Here is an 18,635-nt window from a genome sequence, read left to right as displayed (position 1 = left end):
TGTTGGACGTGTAACACCTTGCCCAAGAGTAGCAAAACGCGCCGGCAGACCTGAACCCTTAAAAGGTAAAGTTGTTACAGCAGGATTAAGCCAACTGCTGGGCAGGCGTCCTTTTGAGATTAATCGCATTTTCAGCCAAAAAAAGCCCCCGTGAATCTCTACACTTTCTTAAGAATTTTCTTACCCAGCCCCGTGGAGGTCATAATGGAACTGATTATTTTTATTGTCTGCGCAATGCTAATGACCGCCCTGGCGGTCAAAGTGCGTTAAGCCATCTCAGGCTGATTTTGCGCCGTTCTTTCCAGCAGCGTTCTGAATGCAGCCAGTGGCATTGGCCGGCCAAGGAAGTAACCTTGCCCTTCTTCGCATGAGAGCTGTTTTAGCTGGTTTAACTGCGCTTCTGTCTCAATGCCTTCTGCTGTGATCGTCAGGGCAAAGGCGCGAGCCAGCGCAATGATCCCCGCGACCACCGACTGTGCCTGCTGCGACTCGGGGAAATCTTTCATCCAGGAGCGATCGATCTTCAGGCCATTAAACGGGAAGGTTTTCAGGTAGCCCAGCGCGGCATAGCCGGTGCCGAAATCATCAACAGTCAACCGGACACCCAGCGAACGTAACCCCTGCATGATTTCCAGCGCATGCTGTGGGTGTTCAAAGGTAACGTTCTCAGTAATTTCGAGCTCCAGCCGGGTTGCCGGCAGGCCACTTTTCTCGAGCGCATTCGCGACCCGTTGCACCAGGTCGCTGGTGCGAAACTCCATTGGCGATATATTGACTGAAACATAGCGTTCGCCGCCCCACCCCAGTGCATCCTCACAGGCGCGCATCAGCACCCAGTCGCTGATGGTGGCGATCAGACCGCTCTCTTCCGCCAGTGGAATGAAGTGGTCGGGCGTTATCCATTGATCCGGGGCAATCTGCCAGCGAATCAGGGCCTCAGCGCCCGCCAGCTGCCCCGTCAGCAGTTGATAGCGTGGCTGATAGTGCAGGCGAAACTCATTGTTCTTCAGCGCTTTCTCAATCCGCCGCGCCATTTCACGTTTATCTTCCCGCTGACTGGTCATCTCATTGGCATACCAGACCCACTGATTGCGTCCCGCGTCACGCGCTTCATTCAGCGCAATATCTGCCATTTCCAGCAGCGCTTCCGGGTGGCTGGCATCCTGAGGAGCGCAGGCAATCCCCATGCTGATGGTAAGATAGTGGACATGCTGGCCGGTGCTGATCGGTTGCTGAACCTCATGCACCAGCTGAGCACAACGCTGATCGACCCGCTCACGGTTCGCTTCACGTAATACCAGCACAAACTCATCGCCACTCAGCCGCGCCACCAGCTCCTGCGGACCAATACAGCGCTTCAGTCGCTGTGCTATCTGGCTCAGCACCTCGTCGCCTGCTGCATGACCCCAGGTTTCGTTAATCGGCCGGAACTGATCAAGATCGAGTGTGACCAGCGTCAGCGGCGCGGAGCCATCCGTTATTGCAAGGTGTAGCGTCAGAAACTCCAGCAGCTGCATGCGGTTCGACAGGCCGGTTAAGACGTCGTGACGCGACAGGAACTGAATGCGCGCCTCAGCTTCCATACCCTGAGTGATATCCGATACCGTACCGCGAAACCCGATGCGTTTCGCGTCGTGCCAGATGGTTTTTGCCACCAGCTGGCCGATGCGACGATTGCCGTGCGCAGACATGAACTGACAGCGCAGCGGCATCTGCTGTCCGTCCTCCTCCTGACGTCGCAGCCAGGCAACCAGCGAATGGCTGGGATGCGTCAGCAGATGATCGATGTGACGCCCCAGCCAGTGCGTAATGTCATGGCCGGTAACGGTATGAAAGCGCGCTGACAGATAGATTAGCCGGCCCTCTGCATCCGTCTCCCAGATCCAGTCTGACGCCGCCTCAGCGAGATCGCGAAACCGCGCTTCGCTGTTGGCAAGCTCCTGCTGACTGATCGCCAGCATAGCGAAACGCCGATCAGAGATAATTGCATTTGAGAGCGCATGGCGACTGACGCGACGGGTAATTATGGCGATGATGATCGCCATCAACATCAGCAGTGGCAGCAAAAACCAAATCAGGCCCATGCCAGGCATCTTTGAGGTCCAGCGCAGCACAATCGGGTCGCCCATCGGCAACGTTAACATCATCCGGGGTTCACGCAGGGCATCCTCCTCACTGGCTGGCGCGCGCAGTTCGCGTACATCCAGCGATGTTCCCAGCGCCTTTAATTTTTCAGGCGTAAACAGACTCACAAATATCATGATGGACGGAGGCCCCGCCACTGGCGTCACCGCCCTCACTTTGCCACTGGTGATAGGGGCAGCAACCACGATGGCGGGCAGATGATTGATCAGCACATCACGATGCATCGCTTTGTTGTTAAGCTGACGTGCCGCCGCAATAAATGCAGAGGTCTCTTTGCCCAGCCAGGCCTCCAGCGGCGTATCCACCAGTTTGCCGTTAATGACTGAATAACGGGTGTGGCCTTTACCATCGACCACGAAAACACCCTCGTAGTGATACTCCTCATACAGGCCTGGACCAAAGTTCTCTTCGTCAAACGCCCAGACTTTGTCCACACTGACATGGAGATTTTGCCAGGCTTCGCCCCAGAACGCATAATCCCGGATATCCGTTACCATCGCCTCCTGACGACTTTTCCACGCCTGCTGCATCAGCATCCGGTCATGCTCAACCGATACGCTGTTTTGCCGCTGCGCAATCGTCAGCACCATCAGCATCGAGAGCGCCAGCACGCCAAACAGCAGCAGCGAAAGGACACGCAGGCTGCGCCGCGTAAAGCGGACAGTGCGATCTTCAGCAACATGTCTGAATGGCAACGCGGGTGGCGCCGGAGGATTAAAAGTCATTAAGAGTGCCCACTACACAACCAGGGGTTGAGATGAAAGGCCGGCAATACCACACAGGGTGCTGACCCGATTAGTTTCCTCAGTTATCGGCTCGGGCGCTCGGGTGTTTAGTCTGCGGTAAACATTTTGCGCTTAAATATTGTGTTACAGGCTGACTCGACAGCGATCGGGGGCATTGCTACTATGCGCTTACCTTCGCTGGCTGAGTCGCCTATGAACATCAATTCCGACAGAGTGACCCTGACGCTGTTCTACGTCGGCAGCTTTGTGGTCTATTACCTGGTTACCATGCTGATCACCCTGTTCCCTAATTACGGCGTGCTGCGTAATGACGGCCTGCTGGTGCCCGTGCTCTGTCTGTTTGAATTTGCTGTGATCTACCCGCTTTATCGCTTCTACTGCCAGCGCCGTACCGATTTACCGCTGGGTGAACTTTATACCCTGCAAACCCTGCTCTTTACCGGCGCGTTGTTTGTCCTGATGGCAGCACAGATGCAATTTATGCAGCCGGAAGGCTGGCTGGTGATGCAGGCGCAGCAGGGACGTAATTCGCTGCTTATCCTGCTGTTGACCGCCGTGTTGCTGGCGCCGGTTTTTGAAGAAGTGCTGTTCCGCGGTTTTCTGTTACAGGGGTTTCTGCTGTGGGCGCCGCGCAGCCGCTTTGCCTGTATGCTGCTCACCTCGCTGCTGTTTGCGGTAATGCATACGCAGTATGTGCACTGGCAGACGCTTATCGCCCTGACGCTGTTTTCACTGCTGCTCTGCTATGCCCGGCTGCGGAGCAACAGTCTGGCGCTGCCCATCTTCCTCCACACCCTGAATAACCTGATTGCGCTGCTGCCCGCCTGGTATTTCGCGGGTTAATGCAGGCATCACTCCTCTTCTTACACGCTGACAGACGCCGGCATGACCCTGCGGGCGGACCATAGCTCACACTGACAATGCCGCACCGTCACGTTTGTCTATACTGGATGTTAAAAAGGGATAAAAAGCACCGCAGTCCGTACCACCAGACCGTGCAAAGGAGAGGAACTATGTTGATAGGATTTGTGTTGTTAGTGAGCGCGTGCGGCTACGATGCCTGCGAAGCGCTGCCGGTCTCGGAGCGCATCTATCCGACAAAGGTCGACTGCGAAACGATGGCGAACCGCATTCATAAAGTCAGGCCGAATGTGGTCCTGCTTTGCGGAGAGGTCCATCGCTAATTCAGGACCAGGTTCAATAAAGCGGCGCTGTAACATTGCAAGCTGGCGCTTTAGCGTACAAAATATAAGCTGTTGTTAACCATTACCGTAGTGAATCCCATGAAAACATCACGCCCCCGTCGTCCTGGTGGACGCTGGGTATACTATCTTTTGTATGATGGCATTCTGTGGCCCTGCCCCGTCCGATGGGAGTGGGAGAGCAGCTATGGCGGCTGGTTGCCATTTTACTACACGCCAACCTTTGAATTTGTGGTGGGCGATCCCCGCAAAGCGTATCGCATTGCGCGCAGTGACGTGCGGGCTAAACAACGGCGTGAAGATGCCTTTGTCTGAATAACACGATTATCCCGGCAGACATGAGGCTGTGAGCCGGCAGAGCTCCCCTTCCAGCGCAATCATCACCATCAAAACGTTGCACGGCGTGTGACGCCCTGTCCCCTTCATCGACTCATGCCCAGATCATGGCGGCCCAGCGAATCAACAGCAGACCACCGCAAATGCATAAAAGAACCAGCACCATCTTCCAGTACTTTTTGGCCGCCCGGTATCTTGTCACCTCGGTTTCCTCTCATCAGAAAGCGAAGATGCGCCAGAAGGCGCATCAGTTTCGGTCAGTAACAGGACCGAGGGGATAGCATAACGTCCGGGCCACCAAAAGGCGACCCGTCGCCGGCATCAGTTGTTCAGGGTGTAATCCAGCGTAATTTCCGCATTCAGAACCTGAGAAACCGGGCAGCCTGCTTTGGCTTTATTGATAATCTCGTCGAAAGTTGACGCATCAATACCTGGCAGAGAGATGGTGCTGGTCAGCGCCACTTTGGTGATGGCAAAGCCGTCGCCTTTTTTGTCCAGCGACACGTCGGCCGTGGTATCAATGCTTTCCGGCGGATGACCCGCGTTACCCAGCATCAGCGACAGCGCCATAGAGAAACAGGCTGCATGCGCTGCACCAATCAGTTCTTCCGGGTTGGTGCCTTTACCGCCTTCAAAACGGGTATTAAAGCCATAAGGTTGCTGGCTCAGCACGCCGCTCTCGGTGCTGACGGTGCCTTTACCTTTGATATCGCCTTCCCAGTGCGCCGAACCTTTCTTGTGAATGGTCATGTCATTCCTCCTGTTGGTAAAGAAGCTAAGTATAGACAATACATTCATTTTCGCAGGCTAATTCACCGCACGCGGACGTGGCGATGTGCTTGCTGGTGCCAGCAACACCTCCGCCTGGACCAGTGAGTCGCGGGTAATTTCACTAATGGATTTTGCGCCGGTCAGCGTCATGGCAACGCGCATCTCCTTCTCAATCAGGTTCAGCAGGTTTTCAACACCGCGCTGACCGTGGGTCGCCAGCGCATAAATAAAGGCCCTTCCCAGCAGCACGCTGTCTGCGCCCAGCGCGATCATTCTCACCACATCCAGCCCGTTACGAATGCCACTGTCCGCCAGAATCGTGATGTCACCTTTGACGGCATCGGCAATCGCGGGCAGCGCCCGCGCCGAAGAGAGCACACCATCCAGCTGACGTCCGCCATGATTCGAGACCACGATGCCGTCTGCGCCAAAGCGCACCGCATCCCGCGCATCTTCCGGATCGAGAATACCTTTGATCACCATCGGTCCGTCCCAGAACTCGCGGATCCACTCCAGATCTTTCCAGCTGATCGAGGGATCAAAGTTGTTCGCCAGCCAGCCGATATAATCTTCCAGCCCGGTCGGCTTACCCAGATAGGCGGAGATATTCCCCAGATCGTGTGGACGCCCCTGCAGGCCCACATCCAGTGCCCATTGTGGATGAGTAACCGCCTGCCAGTATCGACGCAGCGCCGCATGATTACCGCTCATCCCGGAGTGCGCATCGCGATAGCGTGCACCCGGCGTCGGCATATCCACGGTAAACACCAGCGTTGAGCAACCGGCGGCTTTGGCGCGTTCCAGCGCATTGCGCATAAACCCGCGATCACGCAGCACATAGAGCTGGAACCACATTGGGCGGTTGATCTGCGGGGCCACCTCTTCAATCGGGCAAACCGAGACTGTCGACAGCGTAAACGGAATGCCTTTCAGAGCGGCGGCGCGCGCGGCCTGTACTTCGCCCCGACGGGCATACATGCCGCACAGACCGACCGGTGCGAGCGCAACCGGCATCGACAATGTTTCATTAAATAATGTTGTCTCAAGGCTCAGTTCCGACATGTTCTTCAGGATGCGCTGACGCAACGCCACGTCAGACAGGTCCTCCACGTTACGTCGCAGGGTGTGCTCGGCGTAGGCACCGCCATCAAGATAGTGAAACAGGAACGGCGGCAGGATACGTTGCGCGGCGGCGCGATAATCACTGGCAGCTGAGATAATCATCAGTCAGATTCCTTAGGGTTGCGTATGTCGTTATCCGGTAAACGGGTGATGCGCGCCTGACGCGCTTCATCTTCATGCAGGCTTTTCATGGTGGTGTGCACAAAACCCAGATGGTGCATCGCCGCCTGACGGGCCGTTTCGGCGTCGCCCGCAAGGATTGCATCAAGCAGCGCCTGATGCTGTTCCGTCAGGCGGCCGAAAATCGCAGGCTGGGTGTACATGCGCTGACGGGTCTGCATCACCGATGACTGCAGCAGCTCAAAAAAACCGCGCATGGTCTGCAGCAGCACCACATTGTGCGACGCCTCGGCAATCGCCAGGTGGAAGCGCACATCCGCCTGCGCGGCGAGATCGGGATCGTCACTCTCCTTGAGTTTCAGGGTGGCGTCGAAAGCGAACTGCAGCTTCTCTTTGTCGCTGTCGGTGGCGCGCAGTGCGGCATGCCAGGCGGTGCTGGCCTCGATGGCATGGCGCGCCTCCAGAATGTCGTAACGGTAGTCGGGATCGTCGCGCAGTAACTGACGAATCGGCTCGACGATGCGTTGCTCCGACCAGGGTGCCAGCTGCTGACGGAGCCAGGTGCCGCCCCCACGTCGGCTGATCAGCATTCCGCTGCTGATCAGCTGCTGTATCGCTTCCCGCAGCGAGGAGCGGGAGACGCCAAGCTCCGCAGAGAGCTGACGTTCGGCGGGCAGTCGCATACCCGGTTCAAGCTGATGTTCGGTGATATACGCCCGGAGGCGCATCACCAGCGGATCGACATGGCTGTTCATGGGATCATCCACGGGAAAACATAGGCCTGAAGTGTGGTAATCACACCGACCATACAGGTGAAAATCAGACTGTGTTTAACGGTAAACCGGAACAGGTCGGACTCTTTCCCCACCAGCCCGACCGCTGCACAGGCGATGGCGATCGACTGCGGTGAGATCATCTTACCGGTCACGCCGCCGGTGGTATTCGCCGCCACCAGCAAAATATCGGAGACGCCAATCTGCTGGGCAGTGGTGGCCTGTAACGCGGCAAACAGTGCATTCGATGAGGTATCTGATCCGGTCAGGAAGACACCCAGCCAGCCGAGGAACGGCGAGAAGAAGGTAAAGGCATGGCCGGTATGTGCCAGCGCCAGTGCCAGCGTCGCAGAGAGGCCGGAATAGTTGGAGATAAACGCAAACGCCAGCACCATTCCGATGGAGTAGATTGGCAGCGCCAGCTCTTTCAGCGTTTCACCAAAGGTCTGCAACGCCGCCTTTGGTTTCATGCGCAGGAACAGCATAGCGATGATGGCTGCGATTAAAATGGCGGTACCCGTGGCGGAAACCAGATCCAGTTTATAGATTGCCGGATAAGGCGTCGCACTGCTGACGACCGGTGGCATCCGCGCCACCAGCTCATTCAGCATCGGAACCGGCACAGCCAGCACCCAGTCATAGAGCGCACCGCCTTTGGCAAACAGCGCTTTAAACGGCGGAATGCTCCAGAGCGTGACGGTGGCAGTAAGAAACAGGAACGGCATCCAGGCACGGATCACCTGGCCCAGCCGATACTTCTGCGGAGGCAGCAGCGGATCGCCCTGCTTCGCCTCTGCATCGGCAAACCGAAAGATACGCACCGGTTTCCAGACCCGCAGGAATAGCGTCAGTGAAACCAGCGAGGCGAGTGACGAGATAATATCGGGCAGTTCAGGCCCCAGGAAGTTGGAGCTGAGGAACTGGGCAATGGCAAAGGATCCGCCCGCGACAACCACCGCTGGCCAGGTCTCTTTCACGCCGCGCCAGCCATCCATGATCGCCATGATCCAGAACAGCACAATCAGGGTCAGCAGCGGCAGCTGGCGTCCGGCCATCTGACCGATGGCAAAACTGTCCAGCCCGGTCACCTGGCCCGCCACGATAATCGGAATGCCCATCGCACCAAAGGCGACCGGCGCGGTGTTTACAATCAGGCAGAGGCCGGCGGCGTAGAGTGGATTAAAGCCGAGTCCCACCAGCAGCGCGGCAGTAATCGCCACTGGCGCACCAAAGCCTGCAGCGCCCTCCAGGAAGGCCCCGAATGAGAAGCCGACAATCAGCATCTGCAGACGCTGATCGGGCGTAATCGAGAGGATAGAGGCGCGGATAATATCGAACTGGCCGGTTTTGACCGAGATCTTGTAGACGAATACCGCCGCGACAATAATCCAGGCAATCGGCCACAATCCATAGAGAAAGCCATAACCCACGGCGGCCAGCGCCTGTGCAACCGGCATCTGATAGAGAAACAACGCCACCAACAGCGCCAGCACCACTGTAGTGGTAGCCGCCAGATAGCCTTTCATCTTCAGCTTAATCAGCGCAAAGAAGAAAAAGAGAATCGGGATCAGAGCAACAAGGCTTGAGAGCCAGATATTACCCAGCGGATCGTAGTTTTGTTGCCAGATCTGCATGCCAGTATCTCCAGAGGAAGAGGTGACGAAGCATGTAGCCGCAGCGCTGCATGCCCTGCGCCCCGAATTGGTCAGACCAGAATGCTTTATCGGGGCTTGTGGCAAGAGATAGTTAATGTATTGTTAATCCGTGGCAATAGAAGTTGCGCGAATATTTCTGGAGTGTGAACCAGAGAAAATTATTGCTTTGATTGGTCCGACCAAAATCAGCTACTCACGCCGGAAAAGGCCCGCTGATAGCTGCGTGGATGGAAACGCAGAGTCAGGACGACCAGCAGCAGCGTAACCGCCGCCTGCAGAATCCAGATGCTGGCGAACTGGCCGGTGAACGCATGCAGCTGACCGGCGATAAACGGCATGCTGCCCGCAATAATAAAGCCGACGCCCTGCATAAAGGCCACCAGCCGTGCGCCAGTCTGGGGTTTATCAAGATGATCCAGCGCCAGCACCAGTGCCAGCGGAAACGCCCCGCCCAGTCCGACGCCCGCAATCCCCGCCCAGAGCCACGGCGCCCCTTGTGGCGCAAGCAGAAAGCCGAGCATGCCGCTGAGCTGCATCGCCAGCGTGAACAGCAACAGCGGACGACGATCGCGGCCCCGAGCCAGCAACGGCAACAGCAGCGCACCCGAGACCTGACAGGCGATCATCATACCAAGCAGTGAACCGCCCGCCTGTGTGCTCCAGCCGAGCTGATGATAAAAGTCAGGCAGCCAGGCAACACAGATGGCATATCCTCCGTTCACCAGTCCAAAGCTCAGCGCCAGCGTCCAGGCACGGGTTTTTCGCCACAGCGAAGGCATCTCTGCTGCCTCTGTCCGGGCTGTGGGTGGCGCGGTGGTGATAAACAGCCAGACCAGAATAGCCAGCACCACCGGCAGCGCCCAGCTACTCAGCGCGCCCTGCCAGCCAAAATGTGCGCTCAGCCACGGCGAGATCGCCGCGCCAATTCCGCCGCCCCCCATCAGCGCGGCGGCCCAGAGTCCGGTCACGCCGGCGCTCCGGCTGCCAAAACGCTGACGGATCAATCCCGGCATTGCCATCTGTACAATGCCAATGCCTGCCCCACCCGGCACGGCAGTCAGCACCAGCCAGCGGCCATCAGTAACCAACAGCCGACTCACCAGCGCCAGCAACAGCAGTACCAGACCGCCGAGCAGCAGTCTGCGCACCGCAAAACGCTGCATCAGCGGGGCGCTGATTAACGCAATCGCGCCCATCATCATCATTGGTATCGCAGGTAGCAGCGATGCCGCCAGTGACGACAGACCAATGCTCTGCCGCAACTGGCCGAGTAACGGACTGACCGAGGTCATCAGTGGTCGCATATTGAGTCCTGCCAGCACCAGCGCCGCCAGCAGCAGATTGTTCTCTCTCTTCATCTGAGATCCACGCAGTTAAAGGTTGCCAGCCTGGCAGCAGTCGCTACTATCTGGAAATGAAATATTACTCTGCCAGGTAGTGGAAAAATGAATCGTCAGCCCATGTTTACCCCGCAGCAGTTGCTTAGCTTTGTGGCGGTGTGTGAAACCTTCAGCTTTACCCGCGCCGCCGACAGAGTGCACCTGTCGCAATCCACTGTCAGCCAGCAGGTGCGACGTCTTGAAGAGATGTTAGGAAAGGAACTGCTGGTTCGCACCTCGCATCAGGTGCAGATCACCGAAGAGGGCGAAAAACTTTTAGGCTACGCCCGCCGGATTATTGCTCTGAATGGCGAAGCGCACGATGTGCTGAGTGACCAGTGGCGCGACGGCGTGTTGCGCCTTGGCGTGCCGGAGGATTTCGCTGCACCCACTGCCGGCCTGCTGGCGCACTTCAGCCGCGACCATCCGCAGTTGCGGCTGGATGTGATGAGTGGCATGCAGGTGGAGTTGCGTCGCGCCTGGCAGCGTGAAGAGCTCGACATCATGCTGATCAAGCAGCCTTACGGCGAGCGTCCGATGGCGTCGCGTCCCGAACCCCTGCTGTGGCTCGACAGCGCGGAGTGGCCCTGCTTTGAACAGACGCCGGTGCCGCTGGTGCTGTTTCCCCAGCAGGGGCTCTATCGTGATGAGGTGTGCCAGACGCTGGATGCGCTGGGTCGAAGCTGGCGCATTAGCTACAGCAGCGCCAGCCTGGTCGCGCTGGCCGCCGCCAGTGCTCAGGGACTGGGACTCACGTTACTGCCCGCCAGCTGCCGCCTGCCGCAACATCGGGTGCTGGGTCCTGAGCAGGGACTGCCGTTGATTGATACCTTTGAACTGGCACTGTTCTGCCGCCAGCCGCAGGATCCGTTGCAGCGCGAACTGGCAGAGTCACTGGCGGCCTTTGGTCAGCTGCGCTGGCAGTGAGATATCGAATAGTCGTCAGTGGAAAATAACGCAGCAGGGTGAAGCGTCGTTTGTCAGATTAATGTCTTGTTCACTTTGCAGGAGCCTCTGATGCCTATTTCCTCTTCACCGAGCCGCCGCGATTTCCTTGGACAAGGTGTTCGCTGGACCGCCGCAGGCGGCTTACTGGCCGCCGGTCTCGGGCAGGCCAGTGCCGCCACGTCCTCACCTTCACCCGCTATCAATCCCGACCAGTCCACCGCCCTGCCACAGCAGGATCACTACCTGCTGCGCAATGTGAGGCTGGAAGAAGGGTTTATTCGCGAGGATGACGAAATCGTCGCGACCCGGACCGGGCGTTACGACATCAGCGTACGCGACGGTAAAATTGACCAGCTGGTGCCCGCAGGCCAGGGCGACAGCACGCTGCCGTCCTGGGACGCACAGGATGCCCTGCTGCTGCCCGCCACGCAGGATATGCACATTCACCTGGATAAAACCTTCTACGGCGGCCCGTGGCAGGCTCCGCGTCCCCGTCAGGGCAAAACCATCATGGATATGATTGCGCGCGAACAAGTCCTGATTCCGCAACTGCTGCCGCACGCCGAGGCTCGCGCTGAAGCCTTGATCGCTCTGTTGCACGCCAAAGGCACCACTCGCGCCCGCAGCCATTGCAACATTGATCCGGTCAGCGGCCTTAGGAGCCTGGAACATCTGCAGGCGGCATTAGCCCGGCACCCCGATTTTCCCTGCGAGATCGTTGCCTTCCCGCAGCACGGCCTGCTGCACTCGCAGGTTGACGGGCTGATGCGCGAAGCAATGCAGCACGGCGTTGAGTATGTCGGCGGGCTGGATCCCACCAATGTCGATGGTGCGATGGAGAGGTCGCTGGATGCGATGTTCCAGATTGCGCTCGATTACCAGCGCGGCGTGGATATTCATCTGCATGAAACCTCCCCTGCTGGCGTGGCGGCGATTCAGTACATGATTGACACCGTGGCGAAGAATCCGGTGCTAAAAGGCAAAGTGACGCTGAGCCACGGTTTCGCGCTGGCGACCCTGACCGGCAGCGCGCTGGACAGGATGATCGAAGGGCTGGCGGAGCAGCAGTTCAGCGTCGCCTCCACGCTGCCGATCGGCAAGCTCACCATGCCAGTTCCGCAGCTACAGAAAGCGGGTGTGAAAGTGATGACCGGCACAGACAGCGTCATCGATCACTGGTCACCCTTTGGCACGGGTAGCATGCTGGAAAAAGCGAATCTTTACGCACAACTCTATCGCGGCTCGGATGAATTCTCGCTGTCGCGGGCGCTGGCGATTGCCACAGGCGACCGGCTGCCACTCTCTGCTCAGGGTCAACGCCAGTGGCCCGTGACGGGCGATGACGCGAGTATGATGCTGGTGGCGGCGAGCTGTTCCGCCGAAGCCGTAGCCCGGATCTCGCCGGTGGTCGCGACCTTCTCGCGCGGTAAACCGGTCTTTGCACTGGCCTCAGCCTGACACAGCAAAACCGCATTGGGTTCACAGACGACCACCTGACGTGAAGTGATGGGAGCCTGCGCCTGAAGCAAAGCATCGCGGGCCACCACCCGTTTCACTGAGCCAGACTCAATCGGCCGCGAGCCAGCCCTCTCCCCAAAAACAACAGAGCCTCCACAAGGGAGGCTCTGCATTTACCTGAGCGAAGTGCGGGTTACGCGCTTTTGGCCCATTGATTATTCGACATTAGTTCCATTGCCAGCGCGTATAAGCGACGATCTTCCTGATCACAGGGCTCATCTTCCGCATAACACGCAATCATCGAAGCGATCTTATCAGCCGATAAGCCCTCTCCATGAATATGCAGTGTCAGTACGGCGCGGCCTACTATTTTAAGCACATTTTCATGTGGTCCCTGGATGCGTTTACTCAATGCAAATACCCTCTACCGGTCGTTGTACCAGGAATATGGCGCGCTAAATATAAAGCAATTAGCTCAGGATTTTTATCGGCACGGAGAGTGATATTTTTTAATGATTAATTCTATTACTGGAGTGATTATTAAGGAATCATCTGATTAACAATGAAATAAATATTTAAAAACGGAGGGTTATAAAACAATGCATGGTCCTGGTAAATTATCACTTTGAAATGAAAAGCTTTACATTCAGCGAATCGATTAAAAAAAACCGTCTTTTCCAGGCAAACTTCAGTCTATTCCTAAGCGTGCCGGCAGAGATAGTTTCATACCGTTAACCATCGAGGTTCCCGTTGCTGTCAGGCGTGCTTTCTGCCAGACTTGCCCCGCAATAATGCCCTACACTTTCAGCCTCAGAGGCCGCGCCCGTGACCGCTTTTTCTACCCTCAATTCGCTTCCCGACAGCCAGCTCGATAACCTGCGCGAGATGGGCTACACCAGCATGACGCCCGTGCAGGCTGCTACGCTGCCCGCCATTCTGCAGGGACGCGACGTGCGTGCGCAGGCGAAAACCGGCAGCGGTAAAACGGCTGCCTTTGGTATTGGTTTACTGCACCATATTGACAGCACCCGCTTTCAGACTCAGGCACTCATCCTGTGTCCAACCCGGGAACTGGCCGATCAGGTGGGCAACGTGCTGCGCCAGCTGGCCCGCTTCACCCGAAATATCAAAGTCCTCACCTTGTGTGGCGGACAACCGATGAGTGCACAGCGTGACTCGCTGGTGCATCCACCGCATATCGTGGTCGGCACGCCGGGTCGTATCCTCGACCACATCAACCGCGAAAACCTCAAACTGGACCAGCTCAACACGCTGGTACTGGATGAGGCAGATCGGATGCTGGAGATGGGTTTCCTCAATGATATGGAAACTATCATTGAGGCGACGCCCGCCTCGCGGCAGACGCTGCTCTTTTCCGCTACGTGGCCCGACGGCATCACCGCCATCAGTACCCGCTTCCAGCGTGATGCGCTGAGCGTGGTAACTGAAGAAGTCAGCGAACTGCCTTCAATTGACCAGCAGTTCTTTGAAGCCAGCCACAATGAAAAACTGGGTCTGCTCATCGCACTGCTTAGCGACCGTCAGCCCTCATCCTGTGTGGTCTTCTGCAACACCAAACGTGAATGTGACGATGTCGCTGCGGCGCTTAACGCGCGTGATATCAGCGCCCTGCCATTGCATGGTGACCTGGAACAGCGCGATCGCGAACGCGTGCTGATCCGTTTTGCTAACGGCAGTGGACGCGTACTGGTTGCCACTGATGTCGCGGCACGCGGACTCGACATTAAATCACTGGCGATGGTGGTCAACTACCAGCTTGCCTGGGATCCTGAAATCCACCTGCACCGCATCGGTCGTACAGCACGTGCAGGCGAACATGGCGTTGCCGTCAGCCTGGTTGCTGCCGATGAAATGGCGCGCGCACATGCACTGGAGGATTTCCTGCAGCAAAAACTGCCGTGGGTTTCTGCCAGCACGCTGAAAAAAGGCAGCAGCAAGCCTCTGCCTGCCGCCATGATGACATTGTGTATTGATGGTGGTCGTAAAGCCAAGATGCGTCCGGGAGACATTCTGGGTGCGCTGACCGGTGAAGCGGGTTATCGCGCCGATCAGATCGGTAAAATCGTTCTGACCCCAACCCATGCCTACGTGGCGATTGAAGCGAACCACGCTAAAGCGGCACTGGTGAAACTCAAGCAGGGCAAAATCAAAGGCAAAACCTGCCGGGCGATTCTGCTGAAGGACTGAATAAAATCGGGCGAGGTTATTACCTCGCCCGATTTCTTATGGCTCTTCGATTTGTGTCACATGCAGCGTGGTTTTATCCCCTTTGCCCTGTACCTTACCACTGACACGTACTTTGTCTTCCGCGGTGTAGGTTTTACCATCAAAGGTCTTCTTCGGTGCGATAATCGGTAACGTACCGGTGTTGTCGCGGAACTGATAGCGCTCGCCCTGCTCTTTCTTCACGATGTAACCTTCCAGCGTCACATACCCGCCCTGACGGAAGTCGCGGATCTGATCAATATGTGTCTGACCGGTATCTTCTGAGCCTTTATAGCCCGCATCCTGCTTGTGCTGCGGCGGTGGCGCATCACCCGCTTTGTATCCACCCTCTTCAGCCGACACACCCGCGCTCATCATCACCAGCAACGACGCTAAAATCACTTTTTTCATTTCACACTCCTTTATTGGAAAGGTGTCCATGTTGAACCTTCAGGGTTAAGCCTGGCACAATAATTGGCGTCCGTTTTATTTCACCTTTCTCTTCTCACCTTTTTCCGTTTGCTGCCGATAACCTGTTCACACCCTATTTCACCAGCTGCGTTAATGCAGAGGCAACCATGGATAATTTTCAGAAAGAGATCGATGAGAGAGCGAACCTCGCATTATCGAACAAGTTTGAGCTGCTGCTGTTTCGCTTAGGTTCTGATCAGCTGAAAGGCAAGTCCGAGCTGTTTGGCATTAACGTCTTCAAGCTGCGTGAAATTGTACCAATGCAGACCATCACCAAAGCCGCGGGAATGAGTTCGCCGCTGCTGGGTATGGCCAGTATTCGCGGTCAGTTCATTCCGGTCATCGACCTGCCTGCTGTGGCAGGTTGCGTACCTGAAACGGGCCTTAACCTGCTGCTGGTCACCGAGTATGCCCGTAACACCCAGGCATTTGCCGTGGAATCCGTGGATAACATCGTGCGTCTCGACTGGAGCCAGGTCCATACCGCTGAAGCCGGTATCGGCGGTCGCAACATTACCAGCATCGCCTGCCTGGACACCGATAAGCAGGGCAGCGAGCTGGCGATGGTGCTGGACGTTGAGCAAATCCTGTATGACATCATCCCGTCGTCACGCGGCGTCGAGCCTGAAGCGGCCAAACCGCGTGCCTTCAACTATCGCCCGGGTGCGGTTGCAATTGTGGCAGAAGATTCCAAAGTCGCGCGTCAGCTGCTGGAGCAGGGACTGAAGAGCATGGGCATTCCGGCGCTGATGTTTAACACCGGCCTTGATGCCTGGGAAAAAATTAAGCAGCTAAGCCAGGAAGTGCAGGCTTCAGGCGAGTCGATTCACGACAAAATTGCCCTGGTACTGACCGATCTGGAGATGCCTGAGATGGATGGCTTTACGCTGACCCGCAACATCAAGCGTGACCCGATTCTGAAAACGCTGCCGGTCGTGATCCACTCCTCACTCTCTGGAAGCGCCAACGAAGACCACGTGCGTAAAGTGGGAGCCGACGGCTATGTGGCAAAGTTTGAGCTGAATGAACTTTCAGACGTGATTTTCAACGTTCTCGATACCGCCCGTTAAGTGAACACGGGCCGCAAAGAATGCCCGGCACACTTTTACTTTTTTGATCAGCGGAATCGCTGACCTGACCAGGAAACGACTATGCACATTGAAACTTTACCTGTTACGCCCGCACCTGCGACGCCTTCTCCTCAAAAGGTATTGCGTGGCCGTTTACGTCAGTTGGCCTGGATTAGCGCCGTCAGTTTAAGCGTCGCGTTCTGGGTAGGCCTCTACTTTTTAGTTTTCTGAATCCATTCATGTTTGTCTGGATCGGGCTGTCAGCACCACTGCTGACAGCCCTTTTTTTGCCTGAATTCCGCCTCCGCTCGTTTGTTAACCCTTTCTGATGCTTTTCACTGATTATTTATTCACGCTGCATGATTACTTAAAAATTATTAAAGATACAACTCCGCACTCCGATAACTGTATGCGCGAGATCACATTTTGCCTGCGGCTGTGACCACAGACTTCAGCAAGGCTTTGCGTACAACAGCAGGGAATCTGAGTGTTGCTAATAAATTGATTAATACAATAACGGGGAAAAGAACATGTTCAGCATCAGGAATATGAAGGTCGGAATGCGGCTTGCAGCAGCCTTCGGCATTATTGTGACGTTACTGATAGTGATTGGTGTGACATCTATTACCAGAATTAACAATATCAATACGGCAATCTCGTCGATCGTTGATGATCGCTATGTGAAAGTACGACTGGCATTTGATGTGCGCGATGGCGTCAACGATCAGATCAAATACCTGCGCGGCATGGTGATCGACACGACACATCCGGAAAATAATGTGAAACGTTATGGTCAGCTGGATGAAGCCACGCAACGTACCAACCGCGCCATGAAAAGGATTGAAGACATTCAGGTCACGCCAATCGGTAAGAAAAAGATCGCCGGTCTGCTGGCCTCTTCTCAGGCATTTGAAAAGGTCAAAGCCGAATTAATTACCCTGGTAAAAGCGGGCAACTTTGATGCAGCAAGCATCTATGTGTTGAAATCAATGACGGCTACCCAGAATAAATTCCTGCAGGATGCCGTGGATTTTGCCAACTCTCAGGATGCACAGCTGCGGACTGAAGGTCAGGGTATTGTGGAAAATGGCCAGTCTGCTATCTCCATCACGCTGATTTTCTCCGCACTGGCCATTCTTGCTTCTATCATGCTGGGCTACTTCCTGACCCGTTCAATCGTGCGTCCACTGGTTGCAGCTGTTGATGTCGCTGAACGTGTGGCGGCCGGCGATCTGAGTACCCAGATGCAGGTGACCTCACGCGATGAAACAGGTGTTCTGATGCAGGCATTGCAGCGGATGAACGATAACCTGCTGTCAATTGTGACGGAAGTGCGTACCGGCTCCGACACTATCGCGGTTGCATCAACGCAGATTTCCAGCGGCAACCTTGATCTCTCAACCCGAACTGAGCAGCAGGCCAGCTCCCTGGAAGAGACCGCCTCTGCGATGGAGCAGATGACGTCGACGGTGAAACACAATGCCGACAACGCGCGTGAAGCTAATCACCTGGTTTCCACCACCTCAAGCGTGGCACGTGAAGGTGGCGTGGTCATGGAGCAGGTCATCGAGAAGATGGAAGCCATCGCCCTCTCCTCACGCAAAATTGTCGATATTATCAGCGTTATCGACTCGATTGCCTTTCAGACCAATATCCTGTCCCTTAACGCCGCCGTAGAAGCCGCGCGCGCGGGTGAACAGGGTCGTGGCTTTGCCGTCGTGGCGAGTGAAGTGCGTAATCTGGCACAGCGCTCAGCTTCCGCAGCCAAAGAGATTAAGGTGCTGATTGAAGATTCTGTCGCTAAAGTCGATGAAGGCAGCAAACTGGTGACGCATGCAGGTTCAACCATCGGTGAAGTGGTGAACAGCGTGCAGAGCGTGGCAAACATTATGAGCGAAATCACGATCGCCAGCAGCGAACAGAGCAGCGGCATCCATGAAATCAATCAGGCAATTACTCAGATGGAAGCGGTAACGCAGCAGAATGCCGCGCTGGTACAGGAAGCATCAGCCGCCTCTCAGGCACTGCAGGATCAGGCCGAGCGCATGGCACAGGCGATGAGCGTGTTCAATACCGGCAAGCTTTCTCTGCAACCCGTACTGCGTTAATCCTTCTTAACGGCCCGCCCCGGCGGGTCTTTTTTTGCACGATGATGGAGAGCGGATAGATTTCAGGCTGTTAACACTGTTCCGAGACAAAGAAAGCTGACGCCA

The 18,635-nt window shown here is 56.2% G+C and carries 17 protein-coding genes; 8 read left to right on the top strand and 9 right to left on the bottom strand.

Translation table 11 applies throughout. The features are described 5' to 3' along the window. Positions 1–266: 266 nt before the first annotated feature. Complete coding sequence (locus Q7C21_RS13415; RefSeq protein ID WP_375150784.1) at positions 267–2,870, bottom strand: EAL domain-containing protein; 2,604 nt, start codon at positions 2,868–2,870, stop codon at positions 267–269. Between the two features lie 213 nt (positions 2,871–3,083). On the opposite strand from Q7C21_RS13415, the gene Q7C21_RS13410 reads away from it, so the two are divergent. The 3 genes from Q7C21_RS13410 (at position 3,084) to Q7C21_RS13400 (ending at position 4,408) form a co-directional block, all read left to right on the top strand. Beyond that, positions 3,084–3,734 (top strand): CPBP family intramembrane glutamic endopeptidase, encoded by a 651-nt coding sequence (locus Q7C21_RS13410; protein WP_003850082.1) that lies wholly within the window; start codon positions 3,084–3,086, stop codon positions 3,732–3,734. Between the two features lie 170 nt (positions 3,735–3,904). Continuing rightward, positions 3,905–4,075 (top strand): hypothetical protein, encoded by a 171-nt coding sequence (locus Q7C21_RS13405; RefSeq protein ID WP_003850083.1) that lies wholly within the window; start codon positions 3,905–3,907, stop codon positions 4,073–4,075. Positions 4,076–4,174: 99 nt separating this feature from the next. Beyond that, a complete protein-coding gene (locus Q7C21_RS13400; protein WP_008924857.1) occupies positions 4,175–4,408 on the top strand; it encodes a hypothetical protein in 234 nt (77 codons plus the stop codon). Positions 4,409–4,523: 115 nt separating this feature from the next. Here Q7C21_RS13400 and yniD read toward each other — a convergent pair whose 3' ends face one another. From yniD to Q7C21_RS13370, 6 genes are all read right to left on the bottom strand, one after another. Further along, positions 4,524–4,631 carry a small membrane protein YniD gene (gene yniD, locus Q7C21_RS13395; RefSeq protein WP_085980552.1) on the bottom strand — a complete coding sequence of 36 codons (108 nt, stop codon included), beginning with the start codon at positions 4,629–4,631 and terminating at the stop codon, positions 4,524–4,526. Positions 4,632–4,750: 119 nt separating this feature from the next. Then, the gene (locus Q7C21_RS13390; RefSeq protein ID WP_003850085.1) at positions 4,751–5,179 is read right to left on the bottom strand and encodes an OsmC family protein; all 429 of its coding nucleotides are present in this window, start codon (positions 5,177–5,179) and stop codon (positions 4,751–4,753) included. Between the two features lie 57 nt (positions 5,180–5,236). Further along, positions 5,237–6,424 (bottom strand): FMN-dependent L-lactate dehydrogenase LldD, encoded by a 1,188-nt coding sequence (lldD, locus tag Q7C21_RS13385; protein WP_375150783.1) that lies wholly within the window; start codon positions 6,422–6,424, stop codon positions 5,237–5,239. After that, positions 6,424–7,197, bottom strand: a complete 774-nt coding sequence (gene lldR / locus Q7C21_RS13380) for a transcriptional regulator LldR (protein WP_039659034.1) — start codon at positions 7,195–7,197, stop codon at positions 6,424–6,426. Before lldR ends, lldD begins: the two co-directional genes overlap by 1 nt. Continuing rightward, complete coding sequence (gene lldP / locus Q7C21_RS13375; protein ID WP_003850089.1) at positions 7,194–8,849, bottom strand: L-lactate permease; 1,656 nt, start codon at positions 8,847–8,849, stop codon at positions 7,194–7,196. Before lldP ends, lldR begins: the two co-directional genes overlap by 4 nt. A gap of 206 nt (positions 8,850–9,055) precedes the next feature. After that, positions 9,056–10,228, bottom strand: coding sequence for a cyanate transporter (locus Q7C21_RS13370; protein WP_187512796.1), 1,173 nt, complete (start codon positions 10,226–10,228; stop codon positions 9,056–9,058). Positions 10,229–10,315: 87 nt separating this feature from the next. On the opposite strand from Q7C21_RS13370, the gene Q7C21_RS13365 reads away from it, so the two are divergent. Beyond that, positions 10,316–11,176: a LysR family transcriptional regulator gene (locus Q7C21_RS13365; protein ID WP_003850092.1), complete on the top strand. Its 861-nt coding sequence runs from the start codon at positions 10,316–10,318 to the stop codon at positions 11,174–11,176. A 90-nt stretch (positions 11,177–11,266) separates the two neighbouring features. Next, on the top strand, positions 11,267–12,655 hold the full coding sequence (locus Q7C21_RS13360) for an amidohydrolase family protein (RefSeq protein ID WP_375150782.1): 1,389 nt from the start codon (positions 11,267–11,269) through the stop codon (positions 12,653–12,655). 193 nt (positions 12,656–12,848) lie between these two features. Here Q7C21_RS13360 and Q7C21_RS13355 read toward each other — a convergent pair whose 3' ends face one another. Continuing rightward, positions 12,849–13,067, bottom strand: a complete 219-nt coding sequence (locus Q7C21_RS13355) for a hypothetical protein (RefSeq protein ID WP_008924853.1) — start codon at positions 13,065–13,067, stop codon at positions 12,849–12,851. Between the two features lie 413 nt (positions 13,068–13,480). On the opposite strand from Q7C21_RS13355, the gene dbpA reads away from it, so the two are divergent. After that, complete coding sequence (dbpA, locus tag Q7C21_RS13350; protein WP_008924852.1) at positions 13,481–14,863, top strand: ATP-dependent RNA helicase DbpA; 1,383 nt, start codon at positions 13,481–13,483, stop codon at positions 14,861–14,863. Between the two features lie 36 nt (positions 14,864–14,899). Here the strand turns inward: dbpA and Q7C21_RS13345 are convergent, their stop codons facing one another. Further along, positions 14,900–15,292: a YgiW/YdeI family stress tolerance OB fold protein gene (locus Q7C21_RS13345; protein ID WP_008924851.1), complete on the bottom strand. Its 393-nt coding sequence runs from the start codon at positions 15,290–15,292 to the stop codon at positions 14,900–14,902. A 167-nt stretch (positions 15,293–15,459) separates the two neighbouring features. Here Q7C21_RS13345 and Q7C21_RS13340 point away from each other — a divergent pair, with 167 nt between their 5' ends. Both Q7C21_RS13340 and Q7C21_RS13335 read left to right on the top strand, forming a co-directional pair. After that, positions 15,460–16,422, top strand: coding sequence for a chemotaxis protein (locus tag Q7C21_RS13340; protein ID WP_003850102.1), 963 nt, complete (start codon positions 15,460–15,462; stop codon positions 16,420–16,422). Between the two features lie 530 nt (positions 16,423–16,952). Next, positions 16,953–18,530, top strand: a complete 1,578-nt coding sequence (locus Q7C21_RS13335; protein WP_033761898.1) for a methyl-accepting chemotaxis protein — start codon at positions 16,953–16,955, stop codon at positions 18,528–18,530. The last annotated feature ends 105 nt before the right edge of the window (positions 18,531–18,635 follow it).

The organism is Pantoea sp. ANP04 (assembly GCF_041982285.1).
GTDB lineage: Bacteria > Pseudomonadota > Gammaproteobacteria > Enterobacterales > Enterobacteriaceae > Pantoea > Pantoea eucalypti.
Note: the sequence above shows the minus strand (reverse complement) of the source record. Positions and strands in the feature narration are given on the sequence as shown.